This is a genomic window from Pseudomonas sp. LBUM1649, from assembly GCF_059716155.1.
Genome location: NZ_CP166807.1, coordinates 5,618,714 through 5,635,930, shown reverse-complemented (window position 1 = coordinate 5,635,930; position 17,217 = coordinate 5,618,714). Strand labels below are relative to the sequence as shown.

The window sequence follows — 17,217 nt, the reverse complement described above, 5'->3', positions numbered from 1 at the left end:
CTGTATTTTCAGGACGAGCACACATATGAAAATAACCAAGAGTCTGTTCCACGTCGGTGTCCTGGGGCTTTCGCTGCTGGCGACCGGCGTAATGGCAGCGGTCCCGGCGGCAGAAGCGGACAAGCTGGGCAAGAGCCTGACCCCGATGGGCGCCGAAATGGCGGGCAATGCCGACGGTTCGATCCCGGCCTGGAAACCAATGGCGAAAAACGCCGGAAGCATCGACAGCAAAGGCTTCCTGTCCGATCCGTACGGGAGTGAAAAACCGCTGTTCACCATCACGGCGCAGAACGTCGACCAATACAAGGCAAAGCTCGCCCCGGGCCAGTACGCGATGTTCAAGCGCTACCCGGAAACCTACAAGATGCCGGTTTACCCGTCCCACCGCGGCGCCACCGTGCCGGATGACGTGTTCGCATCCATCAAGAAGAACGCCACCAACACTAATCTGGTGTCCGGCGGCAACGGTCTGGAGAACTTCGAAACCGCGATACCGTTCCCGATTCCGAAAAGCGGTGTTGAAGTCATCTGGAACCACATCACCCGCTATCGCGGTGGTAGCGTGACCCGTCTGATAACCCAGGCCACGCCGCAGCCAAACGGATCGTTCAGCCTGGTGTACTTCCAGGACCAGTTCGTGTTCCGCGACAAAATGAAGGACTGGGATCCGAAGAACCCGGGCAACATCCTGTTCTACTTCAAGCAGAAAGTGACCGCCCCGGCACGACTGGCCGGTGGTGTGCTGCTGGTGCACGAAACCCTCGACCAGGTAAAAGAGCCGCGCTCGGCGTGGGTCTACAACGCCGGCCAGCGTCGTGTGCGTCGTGCGCCGCAAGTATCCTATGACGGGCCGGGTACCGCTGCCGATGGCCTGCGTACATCCGACAACCTGGACATGTACAACGGTGCACCGGATCGCTACGACTGGAAGCTCGAAGGCAAGAAAGAGATGTACATCGCTTCCGACAGCTACAAGCTCGACTCGCCACAGCTGAAGTACGCCGACATCATCAAGGCCGGCCACATCAACCAGGACCTGGCTCGTTACGAGCTGCGCCGGGTCTGGCATGTGGTTGCCACCCTGAAGGAAGGTCAGCGTCACATCTACGCCAAACGTGACTTCTACATCGACGAAGACACCTGGCAGGCTGCGGTGATCGATCACTACGACGGTCGTAATCAACTGTGGCGCGTCGCCGAGGCGCATGCCGAGAACTACTACGACAAGCAAGTGCCGTGGTATGCCCTGGAAGCCCTGTACGACCTGCAATCGGGCCGTTACCTGGCGCTGGGCATGAAGAACGAAGAGAAGTCCGCGTATGACTTCGGCTTCACCGCCACCACCAGCGACTTCACCCCGGCGGCATTGCGCCAGGAGGGTGTTCGCTGACGTGCAATGACCTGAGGCCGCATCCTCCGGAAAAACGCCCCGACTGGTTCGGGGCGTTTTTTTGGGGGGGCTTTTCCCGTGTAGGAGCGAGCATGCTCGCGATGATCTCAAATGCACCGCGTGTATTCAGGTTCCCCGCGTCATCGTTGACGTCCATCGCGAGCATGCTCGCTCCTACAGTGTTCGTAGACTTTTTGTAGCCATTTGTAGCATTAACCTTCATTCCCTCCTCGTTTACCGCTAGTCTGCGGACATCTGCAACGCCGCCACCCGCAATTCAAACAAGAGCCGGCCATGACTGATCTGTCCCCACCACCCGGTCCTGCAAGCGTCGCTGTCGCCGCGTTGGACGGGCGCTTTTTCCGACCGCCATTGCCCGACGGCCATGTGCTGCGCCCACGTCTGTGCGAGCGCTTGAGCGCCGGTCTCGGTGGCAGGCTGCTGCTGGTCAGCGCACCGGCCGGGTTCGGCAAGAGTTCGTTGGCGGTGGAGTTCTGTCAGGCACTGCCGGTCCACTGGCAAAGTCTCTGGCTGGGGTTGAGCCCGCGAGACAACGACCCGGGCCGATTCCTCGAGCGGCTGCTCGAAGGCCTGCAGGTTTTTTTTCCGCAGCTGGGCAGGCAGTCCCTCGGGTTGTTGAAGATGCGCCAGCGGCATCAGCCGTTTGCCTTCGAAGAATGGCTGGACGGCCTGCTCGACGAGTTGGCCGCGCATCTGTCGACAGCGACCCCCCTGTTGCTGGTGCTCGATGACTATCATCTGGCCCAGGGGCCGGTGCTCGATCGCTGCCTGCAGTTTTTCCTCAATCACCTTCCCGATGGCTTGCTGGTGATGGTCACCAGTCGACAGCGTCCGGACTGGCACCTGGCGCGATTGCGCCTGTCGCGCCAGCTGCTGGAGCTGCATGAGCAGGATTTGCGCCTGACCCATGATGAAGCCTTGAGCCTGCTCGATCGGCACAGCAGTTCCTTGCGTGGCGAGGCGCTGGAAAACCTGATCCAGCGTAGCGAAGGCTGGGTTGCCGGGTTGCGCTTCTGGTTGCTGGCCGCCTCCGAGGCAGGCTCCCAGGGGGCATTGCCCCAGGCGCTCCACGGCGGGGAAGGGCTGATCCGCGATTACCTGCTCGAGGAGGTGATTGATTGCCTGCCCGCCGAGGTACAAGCCTTTCTCTACGACACCGCCCACCAGGAACGCTTTTGCAGCGAACTTTGCGACGCTGTTCGTGACGCCCATGACAGCGCCGAAATCCTGCGCTTTCTGGCTGCCCACCAGGTGTTCCTGGTGCCGCTGGACGAGCACGGCCACTGGTATCGCTATCACCATCTGTTTTCCGATCTGCTGCGCACACGGCCTGGCGCGCAATCGATGGTGCCGGCCGCCAGCCTGCACCTGCGCGCCTGTCGCTGGTTCAATGCCCAGGGCCTGCTTGATGAGGCGGTAGAGCAGGCGTTGCGGGCCGGGCACCTGGACGTTGCGGCAAACCTGGTACAAAACCTTTCCGAAGAACAACTGCTGGCCGAACAGAATGTCGGCATGTTGCTGCGCTGGAAAATGGACTTGCCCGATAGCCTGCTGATCAGCACGCCTCGACTGATTGTGCTCTATAGCTGGGCATTGGGGCTGGCCTGCCAGCTGGACGCCGCCGAGGAACTGGCCAGCCACCTGAGTCGCTTCCTGCCGGCGCCGTCGGCCACCGCGCAAAAGTCGATGCTGGCGCAATGGCTGGCCCTGAGCGGGATCATCGCGCGCGGGCGCGGTAACCGCGAACTGACGATACGTTATTGCACCGAAGCGCTGGAGAGCCTTCCGTGCAAGCGCTATGGCCAGCGATTGATGTGCCTCTCGACCCTGTCCAACCTGGCGATTGCCGATGGCGATATGTGGCGCGCCAGGGAATTGAATCGCGACTCCCTGGAACTGGCGCAACGGGTTGGCAACCCGCTGTTCGAGGCGTTGGCCCACTACGACCGCGCGCGAGTATTGCAGACGCGGGGCGAAATACTGCGTTCGCTGGATGAAGTCCGGCAAGGGCTGCAACGCTTGCAGGGGCTGTCTGCGCAGCGGCTCTATGCGGTACGCGCTCGACTGACGTTGTACGAGGGCTTCCTGTTGGCCGTGCGCCTGCAACCACAAGCGGCGCGGCTGCGCTTGCAGGTCGGTTTGAGCGAGGCCCGTGCCTGTCGCGACATCAGCGTCCTGATCGGCCATTGCGTGATCGCCCGGCTTGAAGGCAGCAGCGGTGAGTTCGCCAAGGCCTTTGCCGAGCTCGCCGAAGCCGAACGGCTGATGCACATCTGGGACGTACCGCCGATCTACTACCTGGCAATGATTACCCTGGTCAAATGCGAACTCTGGCTGGCCCAGGGGCGTACCGATCTGGCGCAAGCCTGGTTGACGCGATTGGGGCAGACCTATAACGGCGAGCAGCCGGCGGCGCCACCGGAATTCCATCCGCAACTGCCGCTGCATATCGAACTGCAGCAAGCGTTGCTGGAGGTCATCCAGAACCAGCCAATGCTGGCCGAAGGGCGTTTGAATGCGCTGCTCGAACATGGTCAGCAAACCGGTCGGCAGATGCTCAGTGCAATGGCGCTGACGCAAAAAGTTTCACTGTTGCTGGGCAGCGGACGCGAACCCGAGGCTCGCAAGGCGCTGGTTCAGGCATTGGACGCCGCAGCCGGCGGCGTGCTGCAACCCTTTGAAGGGCTGTTGACCGAGCATCCGGACTGGCTGCGTGGACAGCTTCAACTCTGTGCGCCGACCCCGGTTTCCCAGGATCTTGCAGAAAAACTTCCATCCATGGCCTCTCGCCCGCCGCTGGAGCCCATCCCCGCGTCGGAACAACTCAGCACCCGGGAAATGGCCGTCCTGCGCCTGATTGCCCAAGGGTGCTCGAATCAGGAAATCAGCGATCAGCTGTTTATTTCGCTGCACACGGTGAAAACCCATGCCAGCCATATCAACAGCAAGCTGGGGGTTGAGCGGCGTACTCAGGCGGTGGCTCGGGCGAAGGAGTTGGGGGTGTTGGTGTAGCGTTGGGCGGGTTTTCTCGCTGGCGCAGCCAAGAACCAGCCTTGGCCGCTTCGCCAGGTCGTTATGAAGTATGGTCAAGGGTTCGTCCATGGCGTGGCCAGTGACAGCGTGATGAGATAGCGCTCCTCTGTGGGCCGCTTCTGGTCCCTGAATCGATTCACTATCAACATCACTTGATACCGGTTGCACGCGTGCCAATAAGTTTTGCCGCCTTTGTTAACGTCCCGTAATTGGGCTCGCCACTCGGGAGTGTCGGCGAATGAAGGGAAGGAATCGACCTTGATGGGGGTCCAGCCAGCGTTGCGCCATTGCTCTTGCAGATCCAGCACGACCTTGAGGGTATCGTCGAGCAGCAGCGGCTCGATTTGTGGAGACATGCGGACACCGTGGATCTGTTCATCATCAAACATCACAGTAAAAAAACGGGCCAGAGGGGTTACAAAACCGTACTTGGGATCAATGAAGCGCAGGCGTGCATCTGATTTCGGAACACTGAACCATGAGCGCCCCGCAATGGCTGGGCCAATGTTAGCGCTGGAGCGCTGGCGCATAGACTCGTAGGGCTCGCCAATCAACAGGGCGATTTCCGGCTCATCCGAGAGTACTTGAATCGCGGCTGACGTCAGGAGGGCCGCCATCGCCAGTGCCAACACACCGCGTCGCCAGCCCATGCGCTGCATCAGGTTCACCGCACGCCTCCACCCCAGGCGATATCCCGAATCGATTGCTCAATCTGGTCGCGCTGGTCGCTGTGCAGTAAATCGTTAAACTGCGCCGCGGCTTTGAGCACAAAGGCCATGCGCCGTTCGATGTCAGCCAGGTTGGCAAAGGGATTGCTGCCAAAACCAATGGTGCGTCCGTCCTCGATGGGACGGCACTGGCTGGCCAGCGTTAGCTCGATGGCCTGAGCGGCACCGGAGGGGATGTTAGTGACGTAGGAGGCATGGTTACCGCGCAATAACCATTTCAGACCGTTGTCGTCGTACATCGCCGGTTGCAGGATGTTGACCTGTTCGTGCTTGGCTAGAAACTCAACACTTTTGGCAATGTTACCCGCCTCGATCGCCTCGAAGGCCAGGAGGATTTCCTCGTGGTCAGTCCCGAACTTCAGCGTTTCCTGCCCGACCGGCCACAACACCGGATATTGGCCATTCCCATAAATGTTGCTACGTGATTCCAGACAATCCTTCAGCGCCTCCAACCCCCGTTCCTTGTAGAACACATGCAGCGGATACACATCCAGGAACAGCGTGGTATTGCCCATGGCCAGCATCTCGTGCACAAACCGGTACATTCGTTGCGAGTACGACAAGGGAAGGTCGGCACCCCAATGGGTGAAGCCCCACACCGGGTTGTCCCGGTTGGCCTCTTCGTACTCGTGCTGGCGCTGCTCAAACGCCCGAATGGTCGCGCGCTTTTCCCGCTCACTGGGACTGAGCAAGCCTCTCAGTCCTTGTCTGGCACTGTCCCTCAATTGCTGTATCGCCTGCTCTTCCGCCTGAATCTTCTCAACCGTTTCGGCCGCGTGCAGCAGTCCGCAGCCCACCTGTTTCGAGGCGAAAGCCGCCAGCCCGGCCCACTGGAAACGCGGGTCATGGCGCCACAGTTGGGCGTAGGCGGCATTGATCGCCTTGTTGCGCGCCTTCGGGTCGGCGATCAACTTGCCGCCCGGTGCCACGACGTTTTCGACCCTTTGCTGGTACCCGCGCCAGAGGTTCTCGCAGACCGTCCCAGGCCGTTCGCTGAGCGTCGGTGAGGGTGCCCGCGCTGAAGTGAAACTGGATTGTCGTGGCGTCACCGGATTGCTGGGCGCAACGGGCGCGGCCGCCTGTCGAGGGGCACTCCTCGCGACTGGCGGCGCAGCACCCTGTCTGGAGTCATAGGTGGCGGTGGTAAACGAGGGGATGAGCCCGGCCTTGCAGGGGCAGCTGCTGCGGCTGTCCAACGAGCCCGCCATCAGCCTGCCGTGACTGTCCATGAACGAGATGCCACCGAGGATTTCGTAGGTGCCATCGTTTTTGCCGCAGGAAACCGGATCCCCTACGCGAGCATGGGCGAAGCCAAACATCATGATGCGGGTATCGGTCTCCAGTACCTGGCCACCGCAATTGGTCTTGTCACCCTTGCGAATGAAATATCCCTTTGCCATTGCTAGAACTCCTTGTTGACGATCAAATTGCTCCTGCTCCCGATGGAACGGAGGAGTGGCAAAATGCCGTGCACAGGGTTCTATACGGGGCTGTCAGGGGTAAATCGGACGTTTCCTTGCTTGCTGTAGTCCGTTTCCGCAATCTGGCGAGGGCAGTGAACGGCATCGGCGATGTCGTCGAGCTGTGCCAGAATAGGCCATCCATTTTTTCCAGGAACATCCATGGACGCTGCCAAACCTGCGCTGATCCGCGAAACCTTCCCCGTCGGCCCTTTGCAGTGCAACTGCACGATCATCGGCGATCCGATCACGAAAAAAGCCATCGTGGTCGACCCGGGCGGCAATCATGAGCTGATCCTCGCGCGGCTAGACGCCCTGGGCTTGAAGGTGGTCAGCATCATTCACACCCATGCGCACCTCGATCACTTCCTGGCCTCAGGCCAGTTGAAGGAGAAAACCGGCGCCACCCTGCATTTGCACAAGGAAGATCAATTTCTTTGGGACAACCTGGAGATGCAATGCCAGATGTTCGGCGTGCCCTACACGCCGGTACCGTCGCCGGACCGCTGGCTGGACGACGATGAAGAGCTGGCGTGTGGCTGTGGCGTGGCGTTGCACACACCGGGTCATACACCGGGCTCCATGAGTTTCTGGTTTGCCGATGCGAAACTGCTGATTGCCGGGGACACATTGTTCCGTCGCGGGGTAGGGCGCACGGATTTGTGGGGCGGCGACCAGGCGACCATCGTGCGTTCGATCAAGCAGCGTTTGTATACCCTCGACGAAGAGGCGACGGTCGTTGCCGGACATGGTCCGGACACCCGTTTGGGTGATGAAATGCGCGAGAACCCTTTTGTTCGCGCTTGAATTGTAACGCGCGGAATTATTACCTCGGGATATGATCCAACGCCCGCAAAGGTTCGATGCTTAAGTCCGTTGCACCACAGAATGCAAAAAAGTAGGAGCTCTTCATGTTCACCACGCCTCGTTTGATTATTGTCGCTACTGCCGTGGCATTGTTGGCCGGTTGCGCATCGCCCAACGCTTACGACAACCAGGGCCAGGCCGATAGCGGCTCCACAGGCATGAGCAAAACCGCCAAATACGGTGGCCTCGGCGCTCTGGCCGGTGCAGTGGCCGGTGCTGCCATCAACCACGACAACCGTGGCAAGGGCGCGCTGATCGGTGCTGCTGTAGTGGGTGCTTCCGCTGCCGGTTATGGTTACTACGCCGACCAGCAGGAGAAAAAGCTGCGTGCCAGCATGGCCAACACCGGTGTCGAAGTGCAGCGTGAAGGCGATCAGATCAAGCTGATCATGCCGGGTAACATCACGTTCGCCACCGATTCGGCGAACATCGCATCGAGCTTCTACCAGCCGCTGAACAACCTGGCAGGCTCGCTGAAAGAGTTCAATCAGAACCAGATCGAAATCGTCGGCTACACCGACAGCACCGGCAGCCGCCAGCACAACATGGACCTGTCTCAGCGTCGCGCCCAGAGCGTGGCGACTTACCTGACCTCGCAAGGCGTGAGCGGTACCAACCTGAGCGCCCGTGGCGCCGGCCCGGATAACCCGGTCGCCAGCAACGCCGACACTAATGGTCGGGCGCAGAACCGCCGGGTAGAGGTCAACCTGAAGGCGATTCCAGGCCAGCAGTATGGTGGTGAGCAACAAGGCAACGTTCAGCAATACCCATAATCGCCTGACTGAACCCCAGGCATAAAAAAACCGCCCGATTCTCAACAGATCGGGCGGTTTTTTTGTGTTGCCACAACTGGCCCCTTCGCGAGCAGGCTCGCTCCCACATTGGAAACGCGTTCCCCTGTGGGAGCGAGCCTGCTCGCGAAGGGGGCATTACAGGCAGCGAGGCATTCAGAAACAAAAAAGCCCCCGAACATTCACGTGTCCGAGGGCTTTATCACACCTGAAACCTGATTACTTCTTCAGGCCGTAATGCTCATCGAGCATGCCTGGGGCGTTCGGGGCTTTCGGTGCGTAGTCGCGCGGCGGTTCCTGATTGCGCGGCGGCGTCAGGCGTTCCCGTGGGGTCTGCGTCGCATCGGCCTGCAGGGAGGCCAGCAGGCGTTGGCGGGTCTGTTCGTCCAGGGCCAGGCGGTTGGCACCCTCGGCGAGATGATCCTGCACTTCCTGATAGCTCGCAGTCAGTTTCTTGACCAGTGTCGCAGTGCTGTTGAAGTGGGTCACCACCTCGTTCTGATAACTGTCGAAACGTTCCTGAATATCGTCCAGCTGACGTTGCGTGCTGCTAGGCGCGGCATTCGGCGCAAGGCGAGCGATCAGGAATCCAATGGCGACACCCACAACCAGGGCAAGAGTCGGCAACAACCAAACTAAGAGCGAGTGTTCCACGAGTCCTTCCTCTATAAACGGCTTTGCTTTACGTTAACGGCTCGAACCTGCGCTGTATACCGCGATTCACTCGCAATAGACAGCTACAGACAATTTGCTAGACGAGTCGACCCGATTCGAGGTCACGGAGTTCCTTCCTTGCTTATGCGTGAAACCCCTGTAGTGATTGACGGCCCGGTCGGGCAATTGGAAGCGCTGCTGCTGGATAATGAGCAGCCGCGCGGCCTGGCACTGATCTGCCATCCGAACCCGGTGCAGGGCGGCACCATGCTCAACAAAGTGGTCTCGACCCTGCAGCGTACCGCGCGCGATGCCGGTTTGATTACCTTGCGTTTCAACTACCGTGGCGTCGGTGCCAGCGAAGGCACCCACGACATGGGCACCGGCGAAGTCGACGATGCCCAGGCCGTGACCGAATGGTTTCGGGCCAAATACCCGGAATTGCCGCTGACCCTGTTCGGTTTTTCCTTTGGCGGTTTTGTTGCTGCAAGTCTCGGCGGGCGCCTGGAAGCGCAGGGCGAGCGGCTCAAGCATCTGTTCATGGTCGCACCGGCGGTCATGCGTCTGGGCGCTCAGGATCAACTGCCGCAGCATGGCGAATTGACGCTGATCCAACCGGAAACCGACGAAGTGATCGATCCGCAGCTGGTTTACCAATGGTCCGAGAAGCTTGAACGTCCCCATGAGCTGCTGAAAGTGGCAGAATGCGGACACTTTTTTCATGGCAAGCTGACCGATCTCAAGGATCTGATCCTGCCGCGTCTCTCGAATTGATTGCAGTCTGACAAGCGATTACCCATGACGACTCGTACCCGTATCCTCACCGGCATCACCACTACCGGCACGCCGCACCTGGGCAACTACGCCGGCGCCATCCGCCCGGCGATCGTCGCCAGCCGTGACAGCAATGCCGATTCGTTCTATTTCCTGGCTGACTACCACGCCCTGATCAAGTGCGATGACCCGCTGCGCATCCAGCGCTCGCGCCTGGAAATCGCCGCGACCTGGCTGGCCGGTGGCCTGGATGTGGACCGCGTGACCTTCTACCGTCAGTCCGACATCCCGGAGATCCCCGAGCTGACCTGGCTGCTGACCTGCGTCGCCGCCAAGGGCCTGCTCAATCGCGCCCATGCCTACAAGGCCTCGGTGGACAAGAACGTCGAGACCGGTGAAGACCCGGACGCCGGCATCACGATGGGCCTGTACAGCTACCCGGTGCTGATGGCCGCGGACATCCTGATGTTCAACGCGCACAAAGTGCCGGTCGGCCGCGATCAGATCCAGCACGTGGAAATGGCCCGGGACATCGGCCAGCGCTTCAACCACCTGTTCGGCCAGGGCAAGGAATTCTTCACCATGCCCGAGGCGTTGATCGAGGAAAGCGTGGCCACGCTGCCGGGCCTGGACGGCCGGAAGATGTCCAAGAGCTACGACAACACCATTCCGTTGTTCAGCAGCGCCAAGGAAATGAAAGACGCGATTTCCCGTATCGTCACCGACTCCCGTGCACCGGGTGAGGCAAAAGATCCGGACAATTCGCACCTGTTCACCCTGTTCCAGGCGTTCGCCACCCCGGCGCAAGCTGACGAGTTCCGCAGCGATCTGCTGCAGGGCCTGGGTTGGGGCGAGGCGAAGAACCGCCTGTTCCAGCTGCTGGACAGCGAACTGGGCGAGTCCCGCGAGCGTTACAACCAACTGATCGAGCGCCCGGCGGATCTTGAAGACATCCTGCAGCACGGTGCGAAAAAGGCGCGTGCAGTCGCGACCCCTTTCCTCAACGAGTTGCGTGAAGCGGTAGGCCTGCGTTCGTTCGTTGCCCAGGCTCAAGTGGCAGCGACCACCAAGAAAAAAGCTGCGAAAGCTGCACGTTTTGTCAGCTTCCGTGAAGACGACGGCAGTTTCCGCTTCCGTTTGCTGGCGGCCCATGGCGAGCAATTGCTCCTGTCGCGCAACTTCGCCGACGGTAAAACCGCAGGTCAGGTGACCAAGCAGCTGCAATCGGGCCAACCATTGGACGTGCGCAGCGAAGACCTGAGCTTCAGCGTCTGGCTTGAAGGTCAGTGCGTGGGTGACAGCCCGGCGTTCGCTGGCAGCGCCGCGCGCGATGCTGCGATCGAGGCATTGCGGATCGCCCTGACGCCAGTTCAGGAATAATCAACGGCTCGGCCCGACCAAGGGCTGATTGCCATTCCCACGGGCCATCGCTACAGTGACGGCCCGTTTTTGTTGCCTTGCTAACGAATTATGACGCCCCTAGAACGATATCAAGCTGATCTGAAACGCCCGGAATTCTTCCATGATGCCGCGCAGGAAACTGCCGTGCGTCATCTGCAGCGCCTGTACGACGATCTGGTCGCGGCCGAGCAGAACAAGCCGGGCCTGCTGGGCAAACTGTTTGGCAAGAAGGATCAGGCACCGGTCAAGGGCCTGTACTTCTGGGGCGGCGTGGGTCGCGGCAAGACTTACCTGGTCGACACCTTCTTCGAAGCGCTGCCGTTCAAGGAAAAGTCCCGTACTCACTTCCACCGCTTCATGAAGCGCGTGCACGAAGAGATGAAGACTCTGGGCGGCGAGAAAAACCCGCTGACCATCATTGCCAAGCGCTTCGCCACCGAAGCCCGGGTGATCTGCTTCGATGAATTCTTCGTTTCCGACATCACCGACGCCATGATCCTCGGCACCTTGATGGAAGAGCTGTTCAAGAACGGTGTGACCCTGGTTGCGACGTCGAACATCGTGCCGGACGGCCTGTACAAGGATGGCCTGCAACGCGCGCGTTTCCTGCCGGCCATCGCGCTGATCAAGCAGAACACCGAGATCGTCAACGTCGACAGCGGCGTCGACTATCGCCTGCGTCACCTCGAACAAGCGGAACTGTTCCACTTCCCCCTTGACGAAGCCGCCCACGAAAGCCTGCGCAAAAGCTTCCGCGCGCTGACGCCGGAATGTACGGCAGCGATCGAGAACGATGTGCTGATGATCGAGAACCGCGAAATCCGTTCCGTGCGTACCTGCGACGACGTGGCCTGGTTCGACTTCCGTGAACTCTGCGACGGCCCGCGCAGCCAGAACGACTACATCGAACTGGGCAAGATCTTCCACGCCGTATTGCTCAGCGGTGTCGAGCAGATGAGCGTCACCACCGACGACATCGCCCGACGCTTCATCAACATGGTCGACGAGTTCTACGATCGCAACGTCAAGCTGATCATTTCTGCCGAAGTCGAACTCAAGGACCTCTACACCGGCGGTCGCCTGAATTTCGAGTTCCAGCGAACCCTGAGCCGCCTGCTGGAAATGCAGTCCCACGAATTTTTGTCCCGGGCGCACAAGCCGTAGGACCCTTCGAAAAATGAAAAAGGCCTGCAAATGCAGGCCTTTTTTTATGACATCACCGCTGATCCCTGTGGGAGCGAGCCTGCTCGCGAAAGCGGTGTGTCGTCCAACAGTGATGTTGAATGTGACGGCCTCTTCGCGAGCAGGCTCGCTCCCACATTGGATCTCTGTTGTATCAGGCAGCCTGCTGAAACTGCTGCCGATACTGGTTCGGCGACAACTCCGTATGCTGGCGGAACAGCCGTGCAAAGAAGCTCGCATCGTCGTAGCCGACTTCATAACTGATGGTCTTGATGCTCTTGCGACTACCGGACAGCAAGCCTTTGGCAGTTTCGATTCGCAGTCTCTGCAGGTAGTGCAGTGGCTTGTCACCGGTAGCGGTCTGGAAGCGGCGCATGAAGTTGCGGATGCTCATGCCGTGTTCGCGGGCGACGTCTTCGAAACGGAATTTGTCGGCAAAGTGTTCTTCGAGCCAGTGCTGGATCTGCAGGATGATCACATCCTGGTGCAGCTTCTGGCCGCCGAAGCCGATTCTTCCCGGCGAGTAGCTGCGTTGTACTTCATAGAGGATGTCTCGCGCCACGGCCTGGGAGACGTTGGCGCCGCAGAAGCGCTCGATCAGGTAGATGTACAGATCGCATGCCGAGGTGGTGCCGCCCGCGCAATACAGGTTGTCGGCGTCGGTCAGGTGCTTGTCCTGATTGAGTTGGACCTTCGGGAAACGTTCCGCAAAGGCATTGAAGAAGCGCCAGTAGGTGGTCGCCTCCTTGCCATCGAGCAGGCCGGCTTCGGCGAGCCAGAACACGCCGGTGGCCTCGCCACAGAGTACAGCGCCGCGGGCGTGTTGCTGACGCAGCCAGGACAGGACCTGTGGATAACGTTTGCTCAAGGTATCGAAATCGTCCCAGAACGCGGGAATGACGATGATGTCGGCATTTTCCAGGCCGCCATCCACCGGGATCATCACGTCGCTGAAGGTGTTGACCGGTTTGCCGTCGGGACTGACCAGTCGGGTTTCGAACGCAGGAGTCAGGCCGTGGCCCAGTTGTTTTCCGTAGCGCAGGCTGGCGAGGTGGAAGAAATCCTTGGCCTGCATGAGGGTGGAGGCGAAAACCCGGTCAATGGCCAGGATGCTGACGCGCCGCAAGGGCGTGGAGGCTTGGTTAGACATAATTCAACTTTATTCTTATAGGGGAAAGTGGTCACCAGACGGCTGGATCGTCTTATTTTTTGTCGGATGTGTCCAGTGTCCTGTATCGGACGCGAGGCATAGTCTCTAAAGGTCTAGTCCTTCTAAAAACAAAGATAAGGTGCCGCATGATTCCCAGAACCTTGTTCAGTCCCGAGCACGAACTTTTTCGCGACAGCGTGCGAACGTTCCTCGAAAAAGAGGCGGTGCCGTTCCATGGGCAATGGGAAAAACAGGGCTATATCGACCGTCAACTCTGGAACAAGGCAGGGGAGGCGGGGATGTTGTGCTCGCATCTGCCGGAACAGTACGGCGGCTTGGGGGCGGACTTTCTGTACAGCGCGGTGGTTATCGAAGAGGTGGGGCGCCTGGGGCTGACCGGTATCGGTTTTTCCCTGCATTCAGACATCGTTGCGCCCTACATCCTGCATTACGGCAGTGAAATGCTGAAACACAAATACCTGCCAAAACTGGTATCTGGCGAGATGGTCAGTGCTATTGCGATGACCGAGCCTGGCGCCGGTTCCGACCTGCAAGGGGTGAAGACCACCGCAGTGCTCGATGGCGACGAGTATGTGATCAACGGCTCGAAGACCTTCATCACCAACGGTTTTCTGGCAGACCTGGTGATCGTCGTCGCCAAGACCGATCCGAAGGCGGGCGCCAAGGGCACCAGCCTGTTTTTGGTGGAGGCCAATACGCCGGGCTTCGACAAGGGCAAGCGTCTGGAAAAGGTCGGTATGAAAGCCCAGGACACTTCGGAACTGTTCTTCCAGGACGTCCGGGTGCCCAAGGAAAACCTGCTGGGCCAGGCAGGGATGGGGTTCGCGTATTTGATGCAGGAGTTGCCGCAGGAGCGCCTCACGGTGGCCATCGGCGGTCTGGCTTCAGCCGAAGCGGCGTTGCAATGGACCCTGGAATACACCCGCGAGCGCAAGGCCTTTGGCAAGGCGATTGCCGACTTCCAGAACACCCGTTTCAAACTCGCCGAGATGGCGACCGAGATCCAGATCGGCCGGGTCTTTGTCGACCGCTGCCTGGAGTTGCACCTGCAAGGCAAGCTCGACGTGCCGACGGCGGCGATGGCGAAGTATTGGGGCACGGACCTGCAATGCAAGGTGCTCGACGAGTGCGTGCAGTTGCATGGCGGCTACGGGTTCATGTGGGAATACCCGATTGCCCGGGCATGGGCGGATGCGCGGGTGCAGCGAATCTATGCGGGGACGAACGAGATCATGAAGGAGATCATTGCGCGGTCACTTTGATGCGGCGTGATTGATCGTTCCCACGCTCTGCGTGGGAATGCCTCAAGGGACGCTCCGCGTTCCAGCTTCAGAAAGGGACGCGGAGCGTCCCGGGCTGCATTCCCACGCAGAGCGTGGGAACGATCGGTACAAACTACGGGGCAGGATTCGGATGATCCCTGTGGATCGCCTCGATCCCTTCCAGCACTTCCTCCGACAGCTTCAAGTAGAAACTGGCGATGTTGCTTTCCAGTTGCTCCATCGTGGTCGCGCCAATGATGTTGCTGGTCACGAACGGCTGTTGCGTGACGAATGCCAGGGCCATTTGCGCCGGGTCCAGGCCGTGCTCGCGGGCCAGTGCGACGTAACGGCTGCATGCCGCTTCCGACTGCGGGTTGAAATAGCGGCTGAAGCGGCTGTAGAGGCTCAGGCGACCTTTTGGCGGACGCGCCCCACCTTCGTACTTGCCTGACAGGAAACCGAACGCCAGCGGCGAATAGGCGAGCAGGCCGCACTGTTCGCGAATGGCGATTTCCGCCAGGCCGACCTCGAAACTGCGGTTGAGCAGGTTGTAGGGGTTCTGGATCGACACCGCGCGCGGCCAGCCCCGGGCCTCGGCCAGGGCCAGGAAGCGCATGGTGCCCCACGGCGTTTCGTTGGACAGGCCGATGTGGCGGATCTTGCCGGCCCGGACCTGTTCGTCCAGCGCTTCGAGGGTATCCTCCAGGGGCGTCAGGTTGGCTTCGGTCTGGTGCTTGTAGCCCAGTTGCCCGAAGAAATTGGTGCTGCGCTCCGGCCAGTGCAGCTGGTACAGGTCGATGTAGTCGGTCTGCAGGCGCTGGAGGCTGGCATCCACGGCCTCGGTGATGTGCTGGCGATTGTGCCGCAGGTTTTTGTCGCGGATGTAGTCGATGGTGTTGCCGGGGCCGGCGATCTTGCTGGCGAGGATCCAGTCGCTGCGGTCGCCGCGGCTCTTGAAGTAATTGCCGATGTAGCGTTCGGTGGTGGCGTAGGTTTCGGCCTTGGGCGGCACCGGGTACATTTCAGCGGTGTCGATGAAGTTGATCCCGGCGCCCTTGGCGCGCTCGATCTGGGCGAAGGCGTCTGCTTCGCTGTTTTGCTCGCCCCAGGTCATGGTTCCGAGGCAGATTGCACTCACGTTCAGGTTGGTTCGGCCTAGTTGGCGATAGTCCATCGGGTGCTCCCTGGGCAAAACAATCATAAAAGCAGGTTGAATTATTTTTCGCAATCTGCATAATTGCGCACCTCTTTCTGCAGTGGAAGTGATGCGCCGCCGCCGAAGAATCTTGCCGTTGAACGGACGCGCCGACCCGAGCCCCCGAAAGCGTCTGTATCCGGCTGCCTTTGACTTGTCAAAGTACGCACTATTCAGTAAGATCCGCCGTCTAATTTACAGGGCGGCCCCTGAGGCTATAAAGAATGAAAACTTTTACTGCTAAACCGGAAACAGTACAGCGCGACTGGTTTGTCGTCGACGCTGCTGGTCAGACCCTGGGTCGTCTGGCCACCGAAATCGCGAGCCGTCTGCGTGGCAAGCATAAAGCTGAGTACACTCCTCACGTTGACACCGGCGATTACATCGTCGTTATCAATGCCGAGCAGATTCGTGTAACCGGTGCTAAAACCACCGACAAAATGTACTACTCCCACTCCGGTTTCCCGGGCGGCATCAAGTCGATCAACTTCGAAAAGCTGATCGCCAAGGCCCCTGAGCGCGTGATCGAGACCGCGGTCAAAGGCATGCTGCCTAAGAACCCACTGGGTCGCGACATGTACCGTAAGCTGAAAGTCTATGCGGGCGCTGCACACCCACATACTGCTCAGCAGCCCCAAGAACTGAAGTTTTAACGGAATAGTACATTATGTCGGCGACTCAAAATTACGGCACTGGCCGTCGCAAGACCGCAACCGCACGCGTTTTCCTGCGTCCGGGTACTGGTAACATCTCCATCAACAACCGTTCGCTGGATAATTTCTTCGGCCGCGAAACTGCCCGCATGGTAGTTCGTCAGCCGCTGGAATTGACTGAGACTGTCGAGAAGTTCGACATCTACGTCACCGTGATCGGCGGTGGTGTGAGTGGTCAAGCTGGCGCAATCCGCCACGGCATCACCCGCGCTCTGATGGACTACGACGAGACTCTGCGCGGCGCTCTGCGTAAAGCTGGCTTCGTAACCCGCGATGCACGTGAAGTTGAACGTAAGAAAGTTGGTCTGCGTAAAGCGCGTAAGCGTCCGCAGTACTCGAAGCGTTAATTCGCTTCCACGTTCAAAAAAGAACGCCCAGTTTCCTCACGGAGCTGGGCGTTTTTTTGTGCGTGCGATTTCTCAAAGAATTGCGCTGTGACAACTTGCCACATCAGCAGAGGCCCTATACTACAAGGCTTGGCAGTGGTGCCCTGGGGTAATTACCTTGTCAGAATTGGGGCTTTTCATTACCATTCGGCAAAATTTTTATAAGTACAGAGTTTTACTTAGTAGATG

Annotated in this window: 15 protein-coding genes; 10 read left to right on the top strand and 5 right to left on the bottom strand. The window is 59.5% G+C overall.

Going from position 1 to position 17,217, the window contains the following annotated elements; translation table 11 throughout:
- The first annotated feature begins 25 nt into the window (after positions 1-25).
- Both ACA058_RS26025 and ACA058_RS26020 read left to right on the top strand, forming a co-directional pair.
- Positions 26-1,390: a DUF1329 domain-containing protein gene (locus ACA058_RS26025; protein WP_497636521.1), complete on the top strand. Its 1,365-nt coding sequence runs from the start codon at positions 26-28 to the stop codon at positions 1,388-1,390.
- A 294-nt stretch (positions 1,391-1,684) separates the two neighbouring features.
- On the top strand, positions 1,685-4,423 hold the full coding sequence (locus ACA058_RS26020) for a winged helix-turn-helix domain-containing protein (RefSeq protein ID WP_497636520.1): 2,739 nt from the start codon (positions 1,685-1,687) through the stop codon (positions 4,421-4,423).
- 74 nt (positions 4,424-4,497) lie between these two features.
- Here ACA058_RS26020 and ACA058_RS26015 read toward each other — a convergent pair whose 3' ends face one another.
- A complete protein-coding gene (locus ACA058_RS26015) occupies positions 4,498-5,112 on the bottom strand; it encodes a hypothetical protein (protein WP_497636519.1) in 615 nt (204 codons plus the stop codon).
- Positions 5,109-6,572, bottom strand: coding sequence for a PAAR domain-containing protein (locus ACA058_RS26010; RefSeq protein ID WP_497636518.1), 1,464 nt, complete (start codon positions 6,570-6,572; stop codon positions 5,109-5,111). The genes ACA058_RS26015 and ACA058_RS26010 overlap by 4 nt, the downstream gene beginning before the upstream one ends.
- Before the next feature lie 222 nt (positions 6,573-6,794).
- Here ACA058_RS26010 and ACA058_RS26005 point away from each other — a divergent pair, with 222 nt between their 5' ends.
- Both ACA058_RS26005 and ACA058_RS26000 read left to right on the top strand, forming a co-directional pair.
- A complete protein-coding gene (locus ACA058_RS26005; RefSeq protein ID WP_497636517.1) occupies positions 6,795-7,439 on the top strand; it encodes an MBL fold metallo-hydrolase in 645 nt (214 codons plus the stop codon).
- A 104-nt stretch (positions 7,440-7,543) separates the two neighbouring features.
- Positions 7,544-8,272 (top strand): YiaD family glycine zipper/OmpA-like lipoprotein, encoded by a 729-nt coding sequence (locus ACA058_RS26000; RefSeq protein ID WP_497636516.1) that lies wholly within the window; start codon positions 7,544-7,546, stop codon positions 8,270-8,272.
- 237 nt (positions 8,273-8,509) lie between these two features.
- On the opposite strand, the gene ACA058_RS25995 is transcribed toward ACA058_RS26000, so the two are convergent.
- Positions 8,510-8,944, bottom strand: a complete 435-nt coding sequence (locus ACA058_RS25995; protein WP_497636515.1) for a Z-ring associated ZapG family protein — start codon at positions 8,942-8,944, stop codon at positions 8,510-8,512.
- Between the two features lie 144 nt (positions 8,945-9,088).
- On the opposite strand from ACA058_RS25995, the gene ACA058_RS25990 reads away from it, so the two are divergent.
- The 3 genes from ACA058_RS25990 to zapE all read left to right on the top strand — a co-directional run bounded on the left by ACA058_RS25990 (position 9,089) and on the right by zapE (position 12,283).
- Positions 9,089-9,718, top strand: coding sequence for an alpha/beta hydrolase (locus ACA058_RS25990; protein ID WP_497640004.1), 630 nt, complete (start codon positions 9,089-9,091; stop codon positions 9,716-9,718).
- Between the two features lie 24 nt (positions 9,719-9,742).
- Positions 9,743-11,098 (top strand): tryptophan--tRNA ligase, encoded by a 1,356-nt coding sequence (locus ACA058_RS25985; RefSeq protein WP_497636514.1) that lies wholly within the window; start codon positions 9,743-9,745, stop codon positions 11,096-11,098.
- A 90-nt stretch (positions 11,099-11,188) separates the two neighbouring features.
- Complete coding sequence (gene zapE, locus ACA058_RS25980) at positions 11,189-12,283, top strand: cell division protein ZapE (RefSeq protein ID WP_497636513.1); 1,095 nt, start codon at positions 11,189-11,191, stop codon at positions 12,281-12,283.
- Positions 12,284-12,455: 172 nt separating this feature from the next.
- Here zapE and ACA058_RS25975 read toward each other — a convergent pair whose 3' ends face one another.
- Complete coding sequence (locus ACA058_RS25975) at positions 12,456-13,376, bottom strand: GlxA family transcriptional regulator (RefSeq protein ID WP_497640003.1); 921 nt, start codon at positions 13,374-13,376, stop codon at positions 12,456-12,458.
- 221 nt (positions 13,377-13,597) lie between these two features.
- On the opposite strand from ACA058_RS25975, the gene ACA058_RS25970 reads away from it, so the two are divergent.
- Positions 13,598-14,734, top strand: coding sequence for an acyl-CoA dehydrogenase family protein (locus tag ACA058_RS25970; protein WP_497636512.1), 1,137 nt, complete (start codon positions 13,598-13,600; stop codon positions 14,732-14,734).
- A gap of 133 nt (positions 14,735-14,867) precedes the next feature.
- Here ACA058_RS25970 and ACA058_RS25965 read toward each other — a convergent pair whose 3' ends face one another.
- A complete protein-coding gene (locus ACA058_RS25965) occupies positions 14,868-15,908 on the bottom strand; it encodes an NADP(H)-dependent aldo-keto reductase (protein ID WP_497636511.1) in 1,041 nt (346 codons plus the stop codon).
- A 245-nt stretch (positions 15,909-16,153) separates the two neighbouring features.
- Between ACA058_RS25965 and rplM the strand changes: the two genes are divergently transcribed.
- On the top strand, positions 16,154-16,582 hold the full coding sequence (gene rplM / locus ACA058_RS25960) for a 50S ribosomal protein L13 (protein WP_497636510.1): 429 nt from the start codon (positions 16,154-16,156) through the stop codon (positions 16,580-16,582).
- A 14-nt stretch (positions 16,583-16,596) separates the two neighbouring features.
- On the top strand, positions 16,597-16,989 hold the full coding sequence (rpsI, locus tag ACA058_RS25955; protein ID WP_003205364.1) for a 30S ribosomal protein S9: 393 nt from the start codon (positions 16,597-16,599) through the stop codon (positions 16,987-16,989).
- Positions 16,990-17,217: the final 228 nt, after the last annotated feature.